Here is a 19,240-nt window from a genome sequence, read left to right on the forward strand (position 1 = left end):
CCGAGTTACGTTCAGAACTCAAACAAGATATTACAGAGTTGCATACTGAGATAGCAGAGCTACGCTCTGAATACAAACAAGATATTGCAGAGCTACGCACTGAGATTGTAACACTAAGAGCAGATTTACAAAATGAAATGAAAGAAGGCTTTGCTAAGATGAATCGTATTTTTATACAATGGCTCATAGGGTTCTTTACTTCATTAGTAATCCTGATATTAACACTTTACTTTAGTAGATAATAATCCTAAAACATATAAAAAAGCCTCATTGCACAGCAATGAGGCTTTTTTATAGAGATTTAGTAAGAGAATACAAGAGCTATACTTTAATATTCCTGTAGTTTAACTATCTAATAATAAATTGCTTTATACAAACTAAGTGTATTTTTTATAAAAAAACTATTCAAAAAATTTGCAGTTTACAAAAATAGCAGTACCTTTGCACCGCAAAAAAGCAAGATGATTGGTCTATGGTGTAATGGTAACACAGCAGATTTTGGTTCTGTTATTCTAGGTTCGAGTCCTAGTAGACCAACAAAAAGCTTCCTCATAGGAAGCTTTTTTTGTTTTATAAGAAAGGCGAAAATAATCGCACAATTCGCTCTATCATCTGCTTGAACTTGCTACGACCCTCCCAGTCTTCTAATCGCAATAAACTTGCATCTTTTAAATCCTCATAGAAGATTCTCCGTAAATCACCTGCCACTGTTTCGTTATACACAAGAGCATTCACCTCAAAGTTTAGGTCGAAACTGCGCGCATCAAGGTTTGCTGTCCCTACCGACGCTACTTCACTGTCAATAACAAAAGTCTTGGCGTGAACAAAACCTTTCTCATAACGATAGATTTCCACTCCTGCCCTAAGCAACTCCTCAAAAAACGACTCGCTAGCGGTATGCACAAATACTGAATCACCTTCCTTAGGTACAAGCAATTTCACTTCTACTCCGCTTAGTGCTGTAATGATAAGTGACTCTTGTAACGATGTATCAGGGATATAATAAGGTGTAGTAATTAGTATTTCACGCTTGGCAGCGTAGATAAGCTGCACCGTTGCGTAGAGTATATTCGGCAGGTCAGAATCAGCCCCGCTGGAGACAATTTGCGTAAAATAGTCGGTAGGGTAAGGTTGTATACCTATCGGAAAATAAGGCGCATCAATGGCTACGTTTTCATCACTGCAAAAATTCCAATCTTGTAAAAATACCGCCTGCAATACGTGAGCCGAATAGCCTCTCACTTTTAGGTGAGTGTCTCGCCAGTAAAGCGTGTTAGGCTCGTTGTTGTTGTACTTATCACTGATGTTAATACCTCCCACAAAAGCCGTATAGCCGTCTATCACCACTATTTTTCGGTGGTTGCGGTAGTTCATACGGTTGGCGAGTTTCACAAAGTTGATTTTGTAAAAAGGGAAAGCAGCAACACCATTTTCACGCAACTCACGCGCAATGTTCTTCCGTATACCCTGACTGCCAAAGTCGTCGTAAATAAAGCGCACTTCCACTCCTTCGTGTACTTTCTCAATAAGAATATCTTTAATAGCATTACCTATGTGGTCATTCTCGTAAATGTAATATTCTATGTGTATATGATGCTTTGCCGAACGCAATGCACTGAGCAGTTCAGGAAAGAGGTTTTCTCCATTACATATTACTTTTATCTCCTCATTAGGAATAATTGAAAGGCGATCTTCTATGTTCGAGAGGAAACGCAAACTCTTTTCATAAGGAGCGGTAGTGCTGGTGTCAAGTGATTTTAAATGAGCTTGTATACGTGGATAAATCTGCTCCAAACGATGACGGAAAGCTTGGTCTACACTTAGTTTCTTGTGGTATATTTTATGTCTACGGTAGTTGATGCCAAACGAGAAGTAGAAAATAGCTCCCAGTATAGGTACAAAGATGACTAGTAGTAGGTATGCTAAAGCTTTACTCACAGAACGAGTGTCCCACACGATGCGTAAACACACCGCAATAATAAACAAAACATAAAGTATTTCGTAAAGTAGGAGAAATTTCATTTACTACTATTATTCAGAAGTTCTGCAACATCATACACTTTAATTTGTGTCTCTTTTTCTTTGGTTTTTACGCCATCGGTCATCATAGTGTGGCAAAATGGGCAGGCGGTAGCGATGATATCGGGTTTGGTTTCAAGAGCTTGCTCGGTGCGCAGTACGTTGATTTCTTTGTCACCTTTTTCCGATTCTTTGAACATCTGAGCGCCTCCTGCCCCACAGCACAAGGCTCGTGCCTTGCAACTTTTCATCTCTACCAAATCAGCATCGAGCTTTTGCAACAAATCACGCGGGGCGTTGTACACCTTGTTGGCGCGCCCCAAATAACAAGGGTCGTGAAAGACGATGCGCTTGCCTTTGAAAGCACCGTCCTGAATGGTAAGCCTACCTTCTTGTACGAGCTGTTTGAGCAGTTCAGTATGATGAAGCACTTCGTAATGTCCGCCCAAAGCAGGATATTCGTTTTTAAGGGTATTGAAGCAATGTGGACAAGCGGTTACGATTTTCGTCACTTCGTAGCCGTTGAGCACTTCGATATTCATCATTGCTTGCATCTGGAAGAGAAACTCGTTACCTGCACGTTTGGCAGGGTCGCCGGTACAACTTTCTTCGGTGCCCAACACGGCAAAGCGCACGCCTGCTTGTTGCAAGAGGTGTGCAAAGGCTCTGACGATGCGTTTCGCACGGTCGTCGAAACTACCTGCGCAGCCCACCCACAAGAGTACTTCAGGGCGCTCACCACGAGCCGCGAGTTCTGCCATTGTGGGGATGGATATTATGGAATCCATTTCTTTTCGAAGTTGGGTTTGCGTTTTTCGAGGAAAGCATCGCGACCTTCTTTAGCTTCATCGGTCATATACGCCAAGCGGGTGGCTTCACCAGCGAATACCTGTTGCCCTACCATACCATCATCGGTGAGGTTCATTGCGAATTTCAACATCTTGATAGAAGTAGGCGATTTAGCCATTATCTCTTGTGCCCATTCAAAAGCCGTTTGTTCGAGCTCATCGTGAGGCACAACAGCGTTTACCATTCCCATATCAAAAGCCTCTTGAGCTGAGTAATTACGACCTAAGAAGAAGATTTCGCGCGCCTTTTTCTGTCCCACCATCTTAGCCAAATACGCCGACCCGTATCCAGCGTCGAAACTGGTAACATCGGCATCGGTTTGTTTGAAAATAGCGTGTTCTTTGCTGGCGAGGGTAAGGTCGCACACTACGTGAAGGGAATGTCCTCCACCCACTGCCCAACCAGGCACGACCGCAATCACCACTTTAGGCATAAAGCGGATGAGGCGTTGCACCTCCAAGATATTCAGGCGGTGGTAACCGTCGTCGCCCACATAGCCTTGGTGACCGCGCGCTTTCTGGTCGCCACCACTACAAAAGCTCCACACGCCATCTTTAGGCGAAGGGCCTTCGGCTGAGAGCAGTACTGCCCCGATATGCACATCTTCATACGCATCTTTGAAGGCATCAAGCAGTTCGGCAGTAGTTTTGGGGCGGAAAGCGTTGCGCACTTCAGGGCGATTGAATGCTATGCGCGCCACGCCATCACATTTTTTATACGTAATATCTTCGTATTCTTTTACGGTTATCCAGTTCATAGGTGTTAGGTGTTAGGGGGCAAAGTTACAAAATAATTGACAATTGACAATTGTCAATTGATAAAAAAGCTGCTAAGCGTGGGTGCTTAGCAGCTTTTCTTTATTGTCTATGTAACCAAGGAAATCGGTTTTTCTTAATTTTATTTTTGTGTAATGAATCTTAAAAAATGGCTTTCAAATATTTCATTTGTTCCCGAAATTTCGTTGTAGGTGAATACACTAATAACAGATAGGGCTATAATTCCTATAAAAAATAGAGCTTTTCTTTCTGAAAATATAGCGCAATACACCAAATATACAACAGCAGGTACAAAAAGCAAATAAGGAAGTACTACCCTTACATCGCTAAGAAACAAAGTAGCTACCATTAAAACTAACAGAAAAGGAGCGTGCATAAGTAATAACCCCTTGCGAACTTCTTCTCTACTTTTTGTTCTGAACAAAAAGTAAGAAACTATTGCAGATAGTATCAGAAATACAAGTAGCATATAAGGATGGTATCCATCAAGGATAGTTCCTGCTAAAATGTAAAGCGATACAACTATTAAATTGTTTATAAGTACTTGTTTCATATTATAAGTTGTTTAAGATTAGGGTGCGAACTTATATAATAAACACCAAATAAACAAATAATTAACAAAAGTTTAACTCTTTAACAGAACAAGAAACCAAAAATAATCACTGTTTTTTCTATAAATCTGTTTCAGAATATGATAATCTCCTATTTCTTATTTCCTTTATTGTAATCGGCTAAGAATTGTGCTAAACCGCTGTCGGTAAGGGGGTGTTTTAACAATCCTAAGATTGCGCTGAGGGGTGCAGTGATGACATCGGCACCTATTTTGGCACATTCAAGGATGTGCATCGTATGTCGCACAGAAGCCGCAAGTATTTGGGTCTCGAAATTGTAGTTGTCGTAAATAAGGCGTATTTCTTCAATAAGGGCAAGACCATCGGCTGAGATGTCGTCAAGTCTGCCTATGAAAGGCGATACATAAGTAGCTCCTGCTTTGGCTGCTAAGAGTGCTTGCCCAGCCGAGAATACAAGAGTGCAGTTGGTGCGGATACCTTTGTCGGTAAAGTATTTAATTGCCTTGATACCGTCCTTAATCATCGGTACTTTTACCACGATTTGTGGATGGAGGGCGGCGAGTTCTTCGCCTTCGCGCACAATACCTTGAAAGTCGGTAGCGATTACTTCGGCTGATACGTCACCATCTACAATGGTGCAGATGTCGGTGTAATGTTTGAGGATGGCTTCTTTACCTGTGATGCCTTCTTTAGCCATCAGTGAGGGGTTAGTGGTTACCCCGTCAAGCACGCCCAAGTCTTGGGCTTCTTGAATTTGCGATAGGTTCGCTGTATCGATAAAAAATTTCATAATTGATAATGTTTCATCAGCATTTTCTCGTAGCGTTTGCTCGGCAAGAGTCGTTTGAGGACGATGGAGAACTTCTGCAAGAAACTGCCTTGTTTATAATGTACTTTAGGGTGTTTGGTCTCTATGACTTTAAGTATTTTTTCTGCCATTTCTTTAGGGTCGCCACCACTATCTACGTGCTGGTTCATCAGCTGGAGTTGCTTTTGGTACACTTTGGCATAAGGAGAATCGTCATTCACTGGGGCGTGATAACGGCGTGAAGCAATATCGGTGGCGTAATCGCCTGGCGAAATGGAGCATACCTCAATACCAAACTGTTTCACTTCCATACGCAGGGCTTCGGTCATTAAGAGGAGTGCGCCTTTGCTGGCGGAATAAGCACCGCGAAAAGGCAAGCCCATATAGCCGGCAATGGAAGCAATGTTGATAATCTTGCCACTACCTTGAGTGCGCATTGCTGGTAGCACTTGCTGGATGACTTCTATAGCGCCGTATAGATTGGTAGCGAATACATTGTGCAACTCTTCGGCAGGTAGCTCTTCCACAGCTCCTGTGATACCCACCCCCGCGTTGTTGATAAGTATGTCGATACGACCTACTTCGCTGAGCATTTGCTGCACAGCCACTTGTATGCTATCGGTTTGACGCACGTCCATTGGGAGGAGGCGAAAGGGTAGGTTCTTACCTTCCACGTTACGGGCAGTGCCGTACACAAGGAATCCTTTTTGAGCGAGCAATAAGGCAGTTTCTTTGCCTATACCTGAGGTAGCGCCAGTGATGAGAACTGTTGGTTTCATAGCTTAGTGAGATTAGTAGTTACTTCATCGTGGATATATTGTCTGCCTTCACAGAACTGTGCTAAATCCTCCTCTATAAACCATTTTACCTCTACTGTAGAAGTTTTAGGGTATAGCAAATGTACGTTGGCACCTGCATCGAGGGTAAAACATAGCGGTATATTTGTTTCTTTACGGTATTGCCATACGCGCTGAATCACTTCTAAAGTGTTGGGGCGCATCAAGATAAAGTAGGGAATACTGGTTTGCATCATTGCGTGCAAGGTAAGAGCTTCGCTTTCTACTACTTCTATAAAACGCTCTACGTCACCGGAAGCAAAACAGCTAACAAGATGATTGATCTTCTCATTAGCTTGGGCAAAACGTGCCTCGGCAAAGGGATGACCGTGCATTAGGTTATGACCTACAGTGCTACTCACCTGTTTTTGCCCTCTGTCTATCAGTAAAATGGTATCTTGATAATTTTGGAAAACTTCTTGAACGGGTAGGGGGTAGGGAATACCATACTCGTCGGAACTATTGGGGATTGCAGGGTGTTCCCCCCATACTACAATACTACCTTGTACACTACGGCAAGCACTACCTGAACCTAAGCGCGCCAAAAACGATGCTTTCTGCCAAAACTCGTCTTCAGAATCAGAAGCAAAGCCTAATTCTTTGGCAATTTGCATCAAGCATACCGAAAGCGCTGCCATTGCACTCGCTGATGACGCTATCCCACTGCTGTGAGGGAAAGAATTATGAGAGTTGATGGTGAAATGATAATCTTTCAGAAAAGGCAAAAAGGGAAGAATGCGCTCAAAGAAAGTGTTGATTTTAGGGTGAAAAGAAGGTTTAGATTTTCCTTCAAAGCTAAAATCAAACGAAAAAGGTTCACCTAAAGCCATAGAAGTATCACTTCTGCGTTCGTATTCAATAGACGTTTCGGTATAACAATGTGATAGCGTAAAGCTGATGGAGGGGTTTGCAGGCAGTTGCTCCCCTTTCTTGCCCCAGTACTTCACAAGGGCTATGTTACTTGGCGCTTTGAATGAAATCATATTACCTCACCGCTCGGTTCATTACCAAGTCGATATATAAATTTACCTTATCTTTGAGTTCTTTGCGGTTTACGATGAAATCCAAGAAGCCGTGTTCGAGCAAGAACTCTGCGGTTTGGAAGTCTTCTGGGAGGTCTTGACCAGTGGTATCTTTCACTACACGGGGTCCTGCGAAGCCTATAAGCGCTCCAGGTTCAGCGATATTGATGTCGCCAAGCATTGCAAAGGAAGCGCTAATGCCCCCCGTAGTTGGGTCGGTACAAAGAGAGATGTAGGGCAAACGAGCTTCTTCTAACTGAGCGAGTTTGATAGAAGTTTTAGCCATTTGCATTAGCGATAAAGCGGCTTCCATCATTCGTGCCCCGCCCGATTTTGAAATCATCAAAAAAGGGAGTTTGTTTTTAATAGCATAGTCGATAGCACGACAAATCTTTTCGCCTACTACGCTACCCATAGAGCCTCCAATAAAGGCGAAATCCATACAACCTATTACGATAGGTTTGCCTTTGGAGTTGCCTACAGCGGTGCGCACGGCATCTTTGAGATTCGTTTTTTGAGTTGCCTCTTCCAAGCGTTGGGTATAAGCCTTTGTATCTACGAAATTCAGAGGGTCTTTAGACGTCATATTGGCATCGAGTTCTTCAAATTCGTTGTTGTCAAACAATATCTGAAAATACTCTTTGCTGCCTATGCGCACGTGATATCCGTCATCGGGACTCACATAGAAGTTGGTAGCCAACTCGTCCTGTTCCACGATGTTACCACTGGGTGATTTAAACCATAATCCCTTGGGGATATCTTTCTTTTCCTCGGTTGAGGTTTGTATTCCTTTTGCTGTTCTTTTAAACCAAGACATAATTAATTAGTTTTAGTAAAGTGCAAAAGTACGAAGATTTTTTGAAATGACAAAAAAGCTTAATTAATGGTTAATGATGAATGGTTAATGGTTAGTGATGAAAGATGGATTTAGGAGGGAGGTATACAAAATTTATAGGCAACTTATGGGATAAATAAACATTAAATAAGTTATGAATGGATTTATATCGGCTCTACATCGGCTCTACAGCGAAGGAAAGACGGAGGAAAGATGGAGGAAACCTCCCCCTATTCACATACTCTGCTCTCGCAGACTACCTCCCAAGGGGGAACTGTAGCAACGCAAAGACGGTGCGAGCCGCACGGGCGTATGATGAGAAGATGAAGAATGGACGAAGGAAAGACGAACAATGGACGAAGGAAAGACGAACAATGAACGAGGGGAAAGTGAAGATGAACTGAAGTTAAAGCGAAGGTAAGGTAAAGAATAATTGGTGTATTGAAATTTGTTTTGTAATTTTGCACCGTTTTTTACAAAAGCATAATGACGACCCATCACCAACAACATTTTCTTAAACGCCTTTTGATATGGCGTGTTAAGCATATTTCGGATAGGCGTTTTATCCTTATTCTCAGCGGGATAATAGGCATTGCTACGGGCTTGGCTGCCTTGGCAATGCGCTCGTTTACGCACTTTATTCAGTGGGTATTAGATGGCAAATTGGCACAGACGATTACTTATGGTTTTTACTTTATCCTTCCGATGTTGGGTTTTGCTATTGTTTATTTAGTGAAAAAATACGTGATACGGCACGATGTGAACCACGGTATTCCATCAATTTTGTATGCGGTATCGCACCAAAAGGGGATAATGAAGCGCTTTCAGGCGTATGGGAGTATCCTTACGGCGCCTATTACCATTGGTTTTGGGGGCTCGGTAGGACTGGAGGGACCTATGGTAGTAACGGGGGCAGGTATTAGCTCTAATATCTGTAGGTTTTTTCATATTAATCAATCGAACCGGATGTTGCTTTTGGCGTGTGCGTGTGCGGCGGCTTTGGCAGCCATTTTTAAAGTGCCTATTGCGGCAATATTGTTTGCTATTGAGGTTTTTGGCTTAGATTTGACGCTTTCGTCGCTCATACCGCTGTTTATCGCATCACTTTGTGGGTTGTTTACATCTTATTTCTTCTTTGGCAGTGAGGTGCTTATCCCGATGACCATTACGCGTGCTTTTTCGTTGCAAGGGATTCCGTTTTATATACTTTTAGGCGTGGTAGGGGGACTAATGTCGGCTTACTTTACCTACGTATATGAGAAAATCAATGCAGTTTTTAAGAAAGTTACTTCGCCTTGGCTTAAAATAGTGGTGGGTGGTGCGCTTTTGGGACTGCTTATCTACATAATGCCTCCTTTGTACGGCGAGGGACACGAGATTATCAACCACTTAAAGGAGGGTCACCCTGAATTGTCGTTAGACAGCAATATTTTTGGTTGGGATTTATCGAACACGTGGGTGATTATTCTGCTTTTGGCAGGGCTCACCTTTGCGAAGGTGCTTGCTACTTCGCTTACCTTTGGGGCAGGTGGGGTAGGAGGGATTTTCTCGCCTATGCTCTTTATGGGTGGAGTGATGGGCAACTGCTTGGCGCGCATCATCAACGAGTTTTCTTTTTTTGGTTATAAAGCCGATTTATCTAACTTTACTTTGGTGGGAATGACCGCTTTGATGACGGGGGTACTGCACGCACCGCTTACGGCTGTTTTTCTCATTGCGGAGGTAACAGGGGGCTATTCGCTATTAGTGCCGGCGATGCTCACTGCGGCGGTATCGTTTTCGGTGGCTAAATACTTTAATAAATATTCGGTTTACACGATGGAATTAGGCAGGAAAGGTGAGCTTGTTTCGCAGAACAAAGACCAATCGATACTTACCTTGATGGATTTTGACCAAGTGGTAGAGCACAATTTTACGCCTGTGTATACTGATATGAGACTGCGCGAAGTGGTGTACGACGTAGTGCGCAACTCTAACCGCAATATTTACCCCGTACTCGACCGAGAGAATGGGACTTTGCAGGGAGTAATCCTCTTAGATGATATTCGTCATTTGATTTTTGAAACTGACTACTACGACAAGATTCCTGCTGTTGAGATGATGCGGAAGCCCCCTGCGATTATAGAGTGGGGCAAGGACAAAATGAGCACTGTAATGGATAAATTTCAGCACACAGGTGCGTGGAATTTACCAGTGGTGAAAGACGGTAAGTACGAGGGTTTTGTATCGAAATCGAAGTTGTTGAGTATTTACCGAAGAAAGTTGATTTATTTTACGCAGTAGGAGTTAAAAGGTGTGAGCTACGCGGGCAGTGTGAGCCACACAGGTAGTGCGAGCCACACGTGCAGGTAGAAGATAAAGACAGCGAATCTTTGGAGTTAGGTATTAGGATGTGTTTTAGGCGAAAGGGTTTTTAGGTTTCTTTGTATTATTATTGCTATTAACAAGGTTGTTATATAGATACAGCAAGAGAAAGCTCATTGTAAGGAAAATGATGTTATGGGGAGCTCCTGCTACAACGATTAATACAAACAAAATAGTATAAGTGATGATGTGCTCAGCCCAGTCGCTTCCATAACTGTAATAAAGGCATACGAAGTAGAGCGCACTTATCCACAGGAAATAGAAAAGGGCATAAAATTTAAACTTCTCGCCCCTTAGTTTGTTTACGGCAAGTAATATAACGAAAAAAGTGATAGACCCGATACAACTATAAGTAAACGGACTGTCTTCGCCAAAAAGGCTATCACTGCGTTGTTCTAAGACGAATTGTACAGCGAAAACGCCCATCGCTCCTATAAAAAGAGCTACGCTCAGCAAGAGCGCTTGTAGGACAAAGGGTTGTTTTTTTAAGAAATCCATAGTTATCTTCTTTTAATAATGCGAATCAAGGGTTAAATTAACTTACTGATTATAAACATCCCCCCTAATACACATACTCAGCTGCGCCAGCTCGCTGACTACCCTCAAGGAGGGAGATCTGACTCAAAAGCGATAATGTACTGTAAATCAAATATCATTATTTTTCAACTCTTGATTCATATATTTAATAATGCATCAGAAAAAAGTTCTTGTTATAGGTATCTTATACGAACCTTATACGAATCTTGGACGAATCTTATACGATTGCTATATCTATGCTTTTTTATAACAAGGGGTATTTTATAGAAAAATGCACTAAATATTCTATCTATATTGGAATAAATATCTTTTTCGGCAAAATCTATTGGCTTTGAAAATTGGGGCAAAGGTATTAAAATCTTTTCTACAGGAAAGTATAGAGCAAAAATAATTATTCATATATATTGTTGTATTTGTCATTAGTATTTGTAATTTTGCAGGTTCTATGGATGTAATAACTCTTTTGAAAGCTGCGAGGTTGCGCACTTTGCCCTTATCGGTTGCGGGGATTATCACGGGGAGTGCTTTGGCATTTCGCGAAGACCCGTATGCTTTTAGGTGGGAGATTTTTGGGTGGGCGTTACTGACTACTATCTTGTTTCAGGTGCTTTCGAACTTTGCCAATGATTACGGCGATGGAGTGAAGGGCACGGACAATGAGCATCGGGTGGGTCCGCAACGCGCTTTACAGAGCGGGAAGATTACGCGCCAACAGATGAAAAGGGTTGTGCTTATCACGGCTTTGCTGTCGTTGCTCTCGGCTATAGTGCTCATCTACACGGCTTTTGGGAGTGAAAATCTGTTGTATATCTCGGTATTTTTTGTTTTAGGAGTGCTGTGTGTGGTGGCGGCTATCAAGTACACTGTTGGTAGGTCGGCTTACGGATATCGCGGTTTGGGCGACTTATTTGTGTTTGTGTTCTTTGGGTTGGTGAGTGTAGTAGGCAGTTATTTCTTGTATACAGAGAGTCTCAACAAGGTGATATGGTTGCCTGCTATTGCTATTGGTTTGCTGAGTGTTGCGGTACTGAACCTAAACAATATGCGTGATTATGAGAACGACAAGCGTTCGGGCAAGCATACATTGGTAGTGAAAATGGGGATTCCGCTGGCTAAATATTATCATTATTACTTGGTAGTATTGGCGATGGTTGCGATGTTGGGCTTTTCGGTAATGCGTTTACAAATGCGCTGGGAGCTTTTGTACCTCATTGCTTTTCTGCCTTTGATAGGACATTTGCTGACTGTAAAGCGAAATACGGAGCTTAGGCTGTTGGACAAAGAGCTGAAAATAGTAGCTCTAAACACTTTTTTGCTTTCGGTACTCTTTTTTGTAGGGATTTTGATACGTTTACTTTAAGGGGAGTTTGACGGAAGAGGTAGTGTAATCATACACGAAGGAATATTGTACTTGGCATTATTTTAGAAGAAATTAAATACACTAAAAAACATAATAACTATGGAAGTAACTTACTACGGGCACTCGTGTGTGAGCATCAATATAGGCGACACGCATTTGCTTATAGACCCGTTTATTGCTAATAATCCTTTGGCGAGCCATATTGATATCAATACGATTCCTGCGGATTATATTTTGATAACTTCGGCACAGCAAGACCATATATCAGATGTGGAGAAGATAGCTAAGCGCACGAAAGCGCAAATTATTTCGAACTTTGAAATCTCTAATTACTTCTTCAATTTGGGGATAGAAAATTCGCACCCTATGGACTTGGGAGGTTTGTATAATTTTCCGTTTGGGTTATTGAAAATGGTACCGGCATTGCATTCTTCTACTTTTGAGAACGGTACTGCTGGTGGGTGCGCCTGTGGGTTTGTGATTAAGACTTTAGAGAAGACGATATACATATCGGGGGCTACGGCTTTGCATTTTGATATGCAACTGATACCTGTGCGATATAAAATAGATTTAGCGATATTGCCTATTGGAGGTAACTTCACTATGGACGTTGAAGATGCGATTATGGCTTCGGACTTTGTGAAGTGTAATAAAGTGTTGGGGTATCATTACGACACTTTTAACTTTATTAGGTTAGATGATAAAGACTTAGCGAAGAGAAGTTTTAAGGCTAAAGGCAAAGAGCTAATATTACCAGAAATAGGACAATCTATTTTGATATAATGATATGAGAAAAATAACGTTTATTATTGTATTGTTCTTTACATTGTCTTTGAGTGCACAACACAAGAAGGCGTATCAGTTATTTGATAAGAACGGGAAGAAAGTCAGTTTTGAGAAGGTAGTGAAAAAAGCCAAAGAGAGCGATGTGGTGCTTTTTGGAGAGTTTCACGATAACCCTATTGCACACTGGTTGGAGTTGGCATTAGTAAAAGAATTGGAGACTAAAACTAACTTGATATTAGGGGCTGAGATGTTAGAGCGCAACGACCAAGAGGCGCTAAACCAATACCTCAGTGGGAGTGTTACGGAAGAGGTGTTGGATACTTTGGCACGATTATGGACGAATTACAAGACCGACTATAAGCCTTTGGTGGATTTTGCAAAGGAACACCGGTTGCCTTTTATCGCTACGAATGTGCCGAGGAAATATGCGAGATTGGTGAACAAGAAGGGATTGCAAGCATTGGACACCTTACCACAAGCCGAGAAGCGATGGATAGCCCCACTCCCTCTTGTGTTTGATGAGAACTTGCCACAGTATAAAAAGATGACAGAATCGCTACCCAATCACAAAGGGAATGTGAATATTGTGAATGCTCAAGCGGTAAAAGATGCCACAATGGCAGATGCTATCGTGAGGAACGTAAAGCCTAATAGTGTTTTTGTGCATTTTAACGGTACCTACCACAGTGATTTTTACGAAGGGATTTACTGGTTTTTGAAGCGAGCAAAACCAGAACTAAAGGTCACTACTATTGCTATTACAGAACAAGGAGACTTATCGAAATTAGCAAAAGAGGCATACGGGCAAGCTGATTTTATAATAGTAGTAGCTGAAGATATGACGAAGACCTTTTAAGAATAGATTTTGTGCATTTGCTAAAAATGATTATTTTTGCAGTTTAAAACCACAATTAAATTGTTTGTTATGGACTCAACCGTACAATACATCAAAGATTTTCAAGGGAATGACATATTAGCGGTCATTCCTGTGGAAGAGTATCGCTTTTTACGTGAAAGGGCTTTTGGGGAAGAAGATGAATACGAGATTCCCGAAGCGCACAAAAGGATTTTAGACGAACGTATTAAAAAATACAAAAACCACCCAGAGTTATTAATTCCATATGAAAAAGCCATAAAAGAAATAAAAAATGAACTTGGAATATAGTTTATATCTTTCTGAGGAAGCTAAGAAAGAATTGAAAAGTATTATTGTAAGGTATGATATGTTACAAGAAGGCTTAGGAGTTAAAGTCCTTGATGACATTCAAAAAGGTTTAGAGTATCTTAAATTTATGCCTTTCATATGTCCAAAAAGATATGGGGATATAAGAGTATTGTACACAAAAAAGTATAAAATAGCAGTATATTATTACATTGTTGAAGATGAAATGAGAATGGTGTCTATCTATTCTTTTTCTCATCAAAAAGAAAACCCTGTCAATGTACTTAAGAGAATCAATTTCTAACCCTTAAACACTAACAACTAAATAAACAAATGGAACTAATTAAAATACACGATAAGACCTTTGAGCCTTACGTATCGGCAGAACAACTCAATGAGATTGCTGAGCGTATGGCAAGCGAGGTGTATCAAGACCTACAAGAATCACGCCCCGTATTTATTGCGGTACTAAACGGCTCATTTATGTTTGCCGCCGATTTCTTGCGTCACTACAAAGGCGAATGCGAAATATCATTCGTAAAAATGGCTTCGTACGAAGGTACCCAATCTACGGGTAAAATCAAACAACTCATCGGTCTGACCGACTCAGTAGAAGGTCGTGATGTGGTGATACTGGAAGATATTATCGATACAGGCAACACTTTAGAAGAGATTTACCGTATCTTTGAAGATAAGAAAGTGAAATCTTTCCGTGTGGCTACTCTTTTCTTCAAACCCGATGCTTACAAGAAAGACCTCAAAATAGACTACGTAGGCAAACCAATACCCAACCGCTTTATCGTGGGCTATGGCTTAGATTTCGATGAGGTAGGGCGCAACCTACCCCAAGTATATCAATTAAACACCTCATTAACGATGACAAATTTAGTACTTTTCGGCAAACCAGGAGCTGGCAAAGGCACCCAAGCCGCATTTTTGAAAGACAAATACAACTTAGTGCACATCTCAACAGGAGATATTTTTCGTCATAATATCAAGAACGAAACCAAACTGGGCAAGCTTGCCCAATCCTATATGGATAAAGGCGACCTCGTACCCGATGAAGTTACCATACAAATGCTACAAGAAGAGGTTGAAAACAACCCTAATGCTGAAGGTTTTATCTTCGACGGCTTCCCTCGTACTATTGCACAAGCCGAAGCTCTTGACAATTTCTTAGAAAGTAAGGGAATGCGCATTCACGGTACGCTTGCCTTAGAAGCTGATGACGAGGTACTCATCAAACGTTTGGTAGAGCGTGGCAAAGTGAGCGGTCGCACTGATGACCAAGACGAAGAGAAAATTCGCAACCGCTTTACCGAATACAACGAGAAGACAGCTCCCCTTATCACTTTTTATCAAACGCAAGGCAAATACCACGCGATTAATGGTATAGGTACTATCGAAGAGATTACTACCCGCCTTTCTGACACTATCGACAAAATTAAAGCTGAATAATACCTAATGACCGAAGGCAATTTCACCGACTACGTTAAAATATACGCAGCCTCTGGCAACGGGGGTGCAGGCTCTATGCATCTGCACCGTGAAAAGTTTGTGCCCAAAGGCGGTCCTGACGGTGGTGATGGTGGTCGTGGTGGGCATATTATCCTCAAGGGGAATAAGCACCTATGGACGCTCATTCACTTCAAATTCCAAAAGCACTTCCGCGCCGAAAACGGAGAAGCAGGAGGTGCTAACCGTAGTTTTGGTGCTAACGGCAAAGATATTATACTCGAAGTGCCCTTAGGAACTATCGTTAAAGATGCTGAAACTGATGAACTACTCTTTGAAATCACCGAAGACGGTCAAGAGGTCATCGCTTTGCGCGGTGGCAAAGGCGGTTTGGGCAACTGGCACTTCCGCACAGCTACTAACCAAACGCCTCGTTATGCCCAACCAGGACTCCCTGGCGAAGAACGCGAGTTGTTACTTGAACTCAAAGTACTTGCCGATGTAGGTTTTGTAGGCTTCCCTAATGCAGGCAAATCCACGCTCCTATCAGTGATTACTTCCGCCAAGCCCAAAATAGGCGATTATCCTTTCACTACACTCAAACCTAATTTGGGAATTGTAGAGAACCGCGATTACCAATCGTTTGTAGTTGCCGATATTCCTGGGATTATAGAAGGCGCTGCCGAGGGTAAAGGGCTCGGGCATTACTTTTTGCGTCACATTGAACGCAATTCAGTATTGCTATTCCTCATTCCCGCTGATAGCCCTGATATAGTGAATGAATACCGCATCTTGCTTAACGAACTCTCCCAATACAACCCCGAGCTATTAGACAAAGACCGCCTCATTGCGATCTCCAAAGCTGATATGCTCGACGAGGAACTCACCGGAGCCATACGCGAAGAGATTGGAGAAGCCTTAGATGGTATACCATTTTTGTTCATCTCTTCAGTATCCGGCAAAGGCATCCAGCAACTGAAAGATAAACTGTGGACAATGATACAATAACAAAAGAGCCAGCAACAAGCTGGCTCTTTCTTATTTATTAAATCCCAAAGATATCACTTAAAGCAAAAGTATGTATGCCCTTAGGAAGTATCTTCGTACTTTTGAGTATCTTCTCTGCCAAAATAGTAGTAGGCATAGGCTTATATCTTCTAAAAAGACCTATTTTATTGAAAAAACTAATTACTTTTACCCCCATATTTTCTCCTCTACGGTCAGATTGGGGGCGTATGAGTACTGAGGGCTGAAAAATGATAAGCCTTGTGAAATCAAGGCTCTTAATAGCGTCCTCCAATTGTCCTTTCATTTTATTATAAAACACGCTTGATGTAGCCTTTGCTCCTGCTGCCGAGACTAATACAAAGGTAGGCACCCCGTTTGCCTTACAGCCCTTGGCAAAATTGTATTGATAGTCGTAATCCACACGCCATTGAGCTTCTTTACTCCCCGCTTGGGCAAGAGTAGTGCCTAAACACGAAAACGCCACCTCCCCTTGTAGTAATTCCTTCCATTGCTCAGGGTGCTCAAAATCTACTATGTGAGTATGGAGTTTAGGGTGTGCCATTTGTGAAGACTTTCTTGTAAAGCTGTGCACTTCACTAATTGTTTCATCAGCTAATAGTAACGTGAGAAGTTCTCTGCCGGTGGCACCGCTGGCGCCTATAATAAGTGCTCTCATATCAATAAATCTTAGGGTTCCACTGTTCGGGGTATTTAGGAGTAATATCCTTATAAAAATTCTGTATTTCCGCCATTATCTGCTCTTGCGAAAGCGTTTGCAAGTCTTCTAAGCTAATGGTCTTCCCGATGTATATCATTTTCTTCTTAAAATCACCTGCACCTAACACTATAGGCACTTGGGCAGAAAGAGCCATATGATAAAACCCCATACGCCACTTGTTCACTTTAGAACGCGTGCCCTCAGGGGTTACTACCAAGCTAAAGTCTTCTTTCTTATAGAGTTCAGTAACAAATTCTATCAAGTGATTGCGCTGGGAACGGTCGATGCCAATCCCTCCTAACTTCCGCACTAACCAACCGTACCACGCTTTGGTATGCGCATCTTTTATGATGAGTTTGATAGGTTTTTCCATCTTCCAGTAAGCCAAAATCCCTAAAACAAACTCCCAATTAGTAGTGTGTGGCGCTACCACCAGCACACAGCGGTTCAGGGTTTTCAAATCACCTTGTAGTTCTATTTTCCACCCCATTAGCCATAAAGCAAAGGAGCCAATCCATTTTTTCATCTTTATTTTATTTATAACTCGCTTCTACGTGCAATATTTTTTATTCCATTACCAGTCATTCTACAACCACCGCTACAAAATAGCCTGTCGTGCTACGACCGTGCCACGACCTACGACCGTGCTACGACGTATCTTTCAAAAGTAAAATCGTAAGCGTGTCGCTCGTCTTTCTCATAATGCTGAGACGCTACTAAATCCCATTCTTCACTACTAAACTCCGGAAAGAACACATCAGCTTCACGGAAAGTGTGGTGAACGCGTGTGAGTTCTATTACATCGGCTAAGGGGAGCGCTTGCGCATAAATTTCTCCACCGCCTATCACGTAAGGGTTAGGGTCTATTGTCAAAGCCTTTTCTATCGCCTCTTCAACTGAAGAAACCACTATCACCCCCTCTTTGGCATAATCCTCCTGACGCGTAATCACAATATGTGTACGGTTAGGCAGGGGCTTAGGGAAAGTCTCAAACGTCTTTCGTCCCATAATGATGCAGTGCCCCGTCGTAAGGCGTTTAAAATGCTTAAAATCTTCAGGCAAATGCCATAATAGTTGGTCGCCTTTGCCAATAGCGTTGTGCTCATCAACGGCGGCTATAAGAGTAATCATATTTAGTGAATAATGAAAAGTGAACAGTATGAAGTCGCTTTTGCATCGCTACACTCCCCCTTTGAAGGTAGTCATCGAGCTAGCGTAGCTGAGTATGTGTATTAGGGGGGATGTTTTTAAAGCATTTAGCATACCAGATTTGATTCTTTTTAAGAGTTAATAGAATGAGCATTCTCAGCATTGTCTTTCTCAGCCTGTTCAGCTGCCAATTCCCGTTGTGCTTGCTCCTTCTGCATTGCAAACTCTTTTTCTACCGCAGCTTCCATTTTGATGAGTTTCTTCTGCTGTGCTGCTATCAGCTGTTCACGTTGCTTTTCTTGCCAATCCTTCCCTAAGAAACGATGGAACACAAACACGTCCAATGCGTGCCACAGCCAGATGAAAAACCACAAGAGTATCACCCACAAATACCAATTGTAGGTCGCTCCGTAGTCTAATACCTTATTGGCAACAATAAAAAAGATACTACCCAACACAAAAGCAAAGAAATGAAGGTATAACAATCGCTTTTGTTTGAGACGCTTTTCAGCATTCTTGAAAAGCTCGTATTGTTCAGGAGTAAGTTGAGTGTCTGCCATTTTTTTAATATTTTAGAATGCAAAAATATAAATAATTTGTCAATTAGCCAAACATTCATCAGCTACCTTTACATCAAACACAATTCATTTTGCCAATCTACTAATTCTCTTGTCCTTGTGGCTCAAACCATTTTTACGGCGCTAAAGTTCTCTCTCAGCGAGGATAATCGGCAAGCTGACACAGCTGAGTATATGTATTAGGAAAAAGATTTTCTTCATCTTTCTATCACCTCTCCCCCCTATTGCCTATGGCCTAATGCCTATGGCCTAATGCCTATTACCTCTTCTCTTTCTTTCGCCTCGAAACCCTATCATTGGTACTTTTAGTATTGTTGTATTACAGTATTAATCAATCACTTATACACCCTTTGTATAACAATCGTCCAAGATTCGTATAAGCTTCCTATAAGCTTTGTATAAGCTA

At 41.9% G+C, this 19,240-nt stretch carries 22 protein-coding genes and 1 tRNA gene; 10 read left to right on the forward strand and 13 right to left on the reverse strand.

Translation table 11 applies throughout. The features are described 5' to 3' along the window. Nucleotides 1-242, forward strand: a 242-nt coding sequence (locus RCZ04_RS11445; RefSeq protein ID WP_460486172.1) for a CCDC90 family protein, incomplete at its 5' end; no start/stop codon positions are given. Nucleotides 243-466: 224 nt separating this feature from the next. Then, nucleotides 467-537: transfer RNA gene (locus RCZ04_RS11450), tRNA-Gln, on the forward strand. Nucleotides 538-570: 33 nt separating this feature from the next. Here the strand turns inward: RCZ04_RS11450 and cls are convergent. The 8 genes from cls to accD form a co-directional block, all read right to left on the reverse strand. Further along, nucleotides 571-2,022: a phospholipase D-like domain-containing protein gene (cls, locus tag RCZ04_RS11455; protein WP_460486173.1), complete on the reverse strand. Its 1,452-nt coding sequence runs from the start codon at nt 2,020-2,022 to the stop codon at nt 571-573. After that, nucleotides 2,019-2,807 carry a (Fe-S)-binding protein gene (locus RCZ04_RS11460; protein ID WP_460486174.1) on the reverse strand — a complete coding sequence of 263 codons (789 nt, stop codon included), beginning with the start codon at nt 2,805-2,807 and terminating at the stop codon, nt 2,019-2,021. The genes cls and RCZ04_RS11460 overlap by 4 nt, the downstream gene beginning before the upstream one ends. After that, a complete protein-coding gene (locus tag RCZ04_RS11465; protein WP_460486175.1) occupies nt 2,795-3,625 on the reverse strand; it encodes a 1,4-dihydroxy-2-naphthoyl-CoA synthase in 831 nt (276 codons plus the stop codon). Before RCZ04_RS11465 ends, RCZ04_RS11460 begins: the two co-directional genes overlap by 13 nt. A gap of 140 nt (nt 3,626-3,765) precedes the next feature. Next, on the reverse strand, nt 3,766-4,197 hold the full coding sequence (locus RCZ04_RS11470) for a hypothetical protein (RefSeq protein ID WP_460486176.1): 432 nt from the start codon (nt 4,195-4,197) through the stop codon (nt 3,766-3,768). Between the two features lie 149 nt (nt 4,198-4,346). Further along, the gene (gene fsa, locus RCZ04_RS11475) at nt 4,347-5,006 is read right to left on the reverse strand and encodes a transaldolase family protein (RefSeq protein WP_460486177.1); all 660 of its coding nucleotides are present in this window, start codon (nt 5,004-5,006) and stop codon (nt 4,347-4,349) included. After that, nucleotides 5,003-5,803 carry an SDR family oxidoreductase gene (locus RCZ04_RS11480; RefSeq protein ID WP_460486178.1) on the reverse strand — a complete coding sequence of 267 codons (801 nt, stop codon included), beginning with the start codon at nt 5,801-5,803 and terminating at the stop codon, nt 5,003-5,005. The genes fsa and RCZ04_RS11480 overlap by 4 nt, the downstream gene beginning before the upstream one ends. Beyond that, a complete protein-coding gene (locus tag RCZ04_RS11485) occupies nt 5,800-6,843 on the reverse strand; it encodes a diphosphomevalonate decarboxylase (RefSeq protein WP_460486179.1) in 1,044 nt (347 codons plus the stop codon). The genes RCZ04_RS11480 and RCZ04_RS11485 overlap by 4 nt, the downstream gene beginning before the upstream one ends. A 1-nt stretch (nt 6,844) precedes the next feature. After that, a complete protein-coding gene (gene accD / locus RCZ04_RS11490) occupies nt 6,845-7,699 on the reverse strand; it encodes an acetyl-CoA carboxylase carboxyltransferase subunit beta (RefSeq protein ID WP_460486180.1) in 855 nt (284 codons plus the stop codon). A 504-nt stretch (nt 7,700-8,203) separates the two neighbouring features. On the opposite strand from accD, the gene RCZ04_RS11495 reads away from it, so the two are divergent. Then, nucleotides 8,204-10,000 (forward strand): chloride channel protein, encoded by a 1,797-nt coding sequence (locus RCZ04_RS11495; protein WP_460486181.1) that lies wholly within the window; start codon nt 8,204-8,206, stop codon nt 9,998-10,000. Between the two features lie 114 nt (nt 10,001-10,114). Here RCZ04_RS11495 and RCZ04_RS11500 read toward each other — a convergent pair whose 3' ends face one another. Then, a complete protein-coding gene (locus RCZ04_RS11500; RefSeq protein WP_460486182.1) occupies nt 10,115-10,579 on the reverse strand; it encodes a hypothetical protein in 465 nt (154 codons plus the stop codon). Between the two features lie 484 nt (nt 10,580-11,063). On the opposite strand from RCZ04_RS11500, the gene menA reads away from it, so the two are divergent. The 7 genes from menA to obgE all read left to right on the forward strand — a co-directional run bounded on the left by menA (nt 11,064) and on the right by obgE (nt 16,389). Beyond that, nucleotides 11,064-11,978, forward strand: coding sequence for a prenyltransferase (gene menA, locus RCZ04_RS11505; RefSeq protein WP_460486183.1), 915 nt, complete (start codon nt 11,064-11,066; stop codon nt 11,976-11,978). A gap of 99 nt (nt 11,979-12,077) precedes the next feature. Next, on the forward strand, nt 12,078-12,761 hold the full coding sequence (locus tag RCZ04_RS11510) for an MBL fold metallo-hydrolase (protein ID WP_460486184.1): 684 nt from the start codon (nt 12,078-12,080) through the stop codon (nt 12,759-12,761). A gap of 4 nt (nt 12,762-12,765) precedes the next feature. Then, nucleotides 12,766-13,620, forward strand: a complete 855-nt coding sequence (locus RCZ04_RS11515; RefSeq protein WP_460486185.1) for a ChaN family lipoprotein — start codon at nt 12,766-12,768, stop codon at nt 13,618-13,620. Between the two features lie 69 nt (nt 13,621-13,689). Beyond that, on the forward strand, nt 13,690-13,929 hold the full coding sequence (locus tag RCZ04_RS11520) for an addiction module protein (protein WP_460486186.1): 240 nt from the start codon (nt 13,690-13,692) through the stop codon (nt 13,927-13,929). Next, the gene (locus tag RCZ04_RS11525; protein ID WP_460486188.1) at nt 13,913-14,230 is read left to right on the forward strand and encodes a type II toxin-antitoxin system RelE/ParE family toxin; all 318 of its coding nucleotides are present in this window, start codon (nt 13,913-13,915) and stop codon (nt 14,228-14,230) included. Before RCZ04_RS11520 ends, RCZ04_RS11525 begins: the two co-directional genes overlap by 17 nt. A gap of 29 nt (nt 14,231-14,259) precedes the next feature. Continuing rightward, nucleotides 14,260-15,384, forward strand: coding sequence for an adenylate kinase (locus RCZ04_RS11530; protein WP_460486189.1), 1,125 nt, complete (start codon nt 14,260-14,262; stop codon nt 15,382-15,384). 6 nt (nt 15,385-15,390) lie between these two features. Continuing rightward, a complete protein-coding gene (obgE, locus tag RCZ04_RS11535; protein ID WP_460486190.1) occupies nt 15,391-16,389 on the forward strand; it encodes an Obg family GTPase in 999 nt (332 codons plus the stop codon). Nucleotides 16,390-16,426: 37 nt separating this feature from the next. Here the strand turns inward: obgE and RCZ04_RS11540 are convergent, their stop codons facing one another. From RCZ04_RS11540 to RCZ04_RS11555, 4 genes are all read right to left on the reverse strand, one after another. Beyond that, nucleotides 16,427-17,065 carry a Rossmann-fold NAD(P)-binding domain-containing protein gene (locus tag RCZ04_RS11540; RefSeq protein WP_460486191.1) on the reverse strand — a complete coding sequence of 213 codons (639 nt, stop codon included), beginning with the start codon at nt 17,063-17,065 and terminating at the stop codon, nt 16,427-16,429. Between the two features lies 1 nt (nt 17,066). Continuing rightward, nucleotides 17,067-17,633, reverse strand: a complete 567-nt coding sequence (locus RCZ04_RS11545; protein ID WP_460486192.1) for a lysophospholipid acyltransferase family protein — start codon at nt 17,631-17,633, stop codon at nt 17,067-17,069. A 110-nt stretch (nt 17,634-17,743) separates the two neighbouring features. Continuing rightward, nucleotides 17,744-18,238 carry a dihydrofolate reductase gene (locus RCZ04_RS11550; RefSeq protein ID WP_460486193.1) on the reverse strand — a complete coding sequence of 165 codons (495 nt, stop codon included), beginning with the start codon at nt 18,236-18,238 and terminating at the stop codon, nt 17,744-17,746. A gap of 149 nt (nt 18,239-18,387) precedes the next feature. Then, complete coding sequence (locus RCZ04_RS11555) at nt 18,388-18,816, reverse strand: 2TM domain-containing protein (RefSeq protein ID WP_460486194.1); 429 nt, start codon at nt 18,814-18,816, stop codon at nt 18,388-18,390. Nucleotides 18,817-19,240 lie beyond the last annotated feature (424 nt).

The organism is Capnocytophaga sp. HP1101, assembly GCF_054772415.1.